The sequence below is a fragment of the bacterium genome, from assembly GCA_040756715.1.
GTDB lineage: Bacteria > UBA9089 > UBA9088 > UBA9088 > UBA9088 > JBFLYE01.
Window position 1 is genome coordinate 1 of record JBFLYE010000156.1, and the last position, 2,678, is coordinate 2,678.

Annotated in this window: 4 protein-coding genes; 1 reads left to right on the forward strand and 3 read right to left on the reverse strand. The window is 39.1% G+C overall.

From position 1 onward, the window contains the following. The first annotated feature begins 109 nt into the window (after window positions 1-109). Complete coding sequence (locus AB1397_05755) at window positions 110-235, forward strand: hypothetical protein (GenBank protein ID MEW6482490.1); 126 nt, start codon at window positions 110-112, stop codon at window positions 233-235. A 95-nt stretch (window positions 236-330) separates the two neighbouring features. Here the strand turns inward: AB1397_05755 and AB1397_05760 are convergent, their stop codons facing one another. The 3 genes from AB1397_05760 to AB1397_05770 all read right to left on the reverse strand — a co-directional run. Then, window positions 331-930, reverse strand: coding sequence for a hypothetical protein (locus tag AB1397_05760; protein ID MEW6482491.1), 600 nt, complete (start codon window positions 928-930; stop codon window positions 331-333). Window positions 931-934: 4 nt separating this feature from the next. Continuing rightward, window positions 935-1,132 (reverse strand): hypothetical protein, encoded by a 198-nt coding sequence (locus tag AB1397_05765; protein ID MEW6482492.1) that lies wholly within the window; start codon window positions 1,130-1,132, stop codon window positions 935-937. A 22-nt stretch (window positions 1,133-1,154) separates the two neighbouring features. Next, window positions 1,155-2,678, reverse strand: a 1,524-nt coding sequence (locus tag AB1397_05770; protein MEW6482493.1) for a CARDB domain-containing protein, incomplete at its 5' end; no start/stop codon positions are given.

Consider the following 2,678-nt stretch of genomic DNA (forward strand, 5'->3'; position numbering starts at 1 on the left):
AAGTTTTATAAAATTTTTTCCCTTTTAATTCAAAATTCAACATTCAAAATTCATAATTTTATAAAGTTTTCCTTAAGATTATCTAAACACATACATTTTGTAAAGCGTTATGGAATTAACTATAGATGTTGTAATCCTTTCAAATGTTCCCTCAATAAAGGAATTTTCCCTAAATTCAGAGGCAAAGAGGCACAAAGGCACAGAGGCACAAAGGATTAAATGTTTAATCATCTAAATTTAAGAATAACACATAATTGCTTAAAATTCAAGTAAAATTTAAGTAAGAGGGGGAGAGGACTCCCCCTCTTGTCTTGTTTCTCTTACCCTCATCTATGGAATGTTGTTTTCAACTGTGATGTAGAAGTGGTTAGCGTAATTAGACTCGGTCGGAGCAAGAGGTGGAACACTTACAAGTGAGGCGATGTAGCGCCTCCAATTTGTTATCGGGCTGACAGAAAATGTGGTTGAGTTAAGATCAGATGCACGAATTAACTCAGAAGGTGCAGGAACATGAACATCGGTTAGAAAGGCATAGTATGTGGGAAGCTCGAAGAACACAGATGGACTTGTATGCTCCAGGTCTGCTGCCCCTGAAAACCTTATTGTTGCACCATCATCATCCTCGGTGTAGACAGCCAACTGGATTCCTGTATTGTTGTCAAAACGAATACCGGAAAGGTATGTTGGTGTTCCACCTGGCTCAGCAGGATTCTGTGCAATCTCTGTGTATAGGTCCTGGTCAGTCAATTCTGCGAAGATTCTAGGTTGATATTTAAGAAATATCTTGTTGTTGAATCCTATGGTGCTAGAAGCAGTCTCACCACTTACAACATCCTTATCGTATAGGGTTCTTTGTGCAAAGGTATTGGAATCTGAAATTAGGGTTGCACTACCTGTATCCATATCATAGTAATAGACAGGCATTCCCATATCATCAGTATCTCCAATCCAACCTTACCATTTCTCCCCCCACCCTATTGCAGAAAATAGGGCTAATATCAATGCTAAATATATTGTTTTCTTCATCCTTTCTCACCTCCTCCCCGGTTACGGGGGTTAAAGATTGTATATAAACCAAGCCTTTTGGGCTTGGAAGATTGCTTTTTATTTTCTTTCCTCTTATCCATTTCAAAAGCCCAACCCTAGACCCATTTTCATTTCACCACCATTGCCTTTATGGCAAAGAAATCTCCTGCCCTTAGCTTGTAAAAATACAACCCTTTGGATACCTTTTGTCCTTGTTTATTCTTTAGGTCCCAGAAGATTGCCTTGTCTTGTTTTATGTATGAGCCTCTGCTTTTTTGTCCGAGATTTATGGTTCTTACCTTCTGTCCTAAGAGGTTGTAAATATTAAGAGAAACATCACTGTCCTTAGAAAGCTTAAAGGGAATATAACAACCATCCTTTGCTGGATTGGGATAGGACTGAAGAAGCTCTGTTTCTTGGGGAAGGGAAAGATAGATTATGGCTTCATTGGAAATATCTGCCTCCTGGGAGAGATTAAGGCAATTCCTCAGGTCTTTTGAGGTTAGGTTTATCTTTGTCTCTGTGTTTTCTGCAATTGCCTTAAATTTTATCCTGGCTAGGGTTATCCTTCCGCTTAAACCTTTAGGTTCATCCAAAAATGTGGTTTTTATATTGATGCTTTCATCCTCTATTTGAGAGAGAAGATAGGCATTGCTACTTGGGTTTTCTATTACAATTGGCAAAAGCTTGGTTGGGTCAAAGGAAATTGTAAGGTTTGCTCCAGTAAGGTTCTTTGTATCTGCAATTATCTCTAAGGAGAATTCCTCATTAAGCCCTGTCCCTATTTTATCGGGGAAAAGGCTTAAACTTGCCCTTGTTTCAGAGAAAGAGGGAAGGCAAGAGCTATTCCTTAGATTCCAGCATAAGGAAGCAATCATTAGGTTCTTAAAGTCTAAGGGTTCAAACATCTTAAGATGCTCAGAGAAATTATTTGGGTTAGATAATCTTATCCATTTCTTGAGGGAGAAGTCTTGGATGTTGCTTGAGGCAGTGGCAACATAGAGCTGTTTATATTGTGAATAATAGCCATACTTAAAGGCAAAGAGGGAGTATGTTCCCTCAATAAGCTGGCCAATAAAGTATTTTCCTTCTGGGTCGGTAAATTCTAAGGCAGTAGCAACCCCTCCTCCTATTCTATAGCCAAGGACAATGGCATATTCAATTGGTTCGCCTCTTGTAGAATCAGAGACAGTTCCTCTAATGATTGATTTTTCTGGATCAGCAATAATGTATTTATCGCAAGACATTGTATTGTTTGTTTCATTGGATTCAGATATTTCATTATTTGGGTCTGCCATTGTTTTTATGGTATGGGTTCCATAGGGATAAACCCGTATAATCGTAAGGTCATGCCTTCTTTCTTTAGCAGATAAGCTTCCTATAAGATGGGTTTCTTTTAGGATTCCCTGGTCAAAGTAGCCTATCTTTACATTAGAAATAGGAATATCACTAAGATTTTGCACGCTTGTAACAATCATCATCCTTCCTCCCTCATAGATTGTTGGGGGAGAAAGCCTGAGGTATGTAATCGCAAGGTCAGCAAGGGGTTGGGTAAGATAGAATGTGGTTGTGGCAAGGTTTCCCTGGCTGTCGCTTGCTGTGATTACCTTTGTGCCTTGGGGTTGGTTGCTGGCAATAAAGGTTGTTAAGAA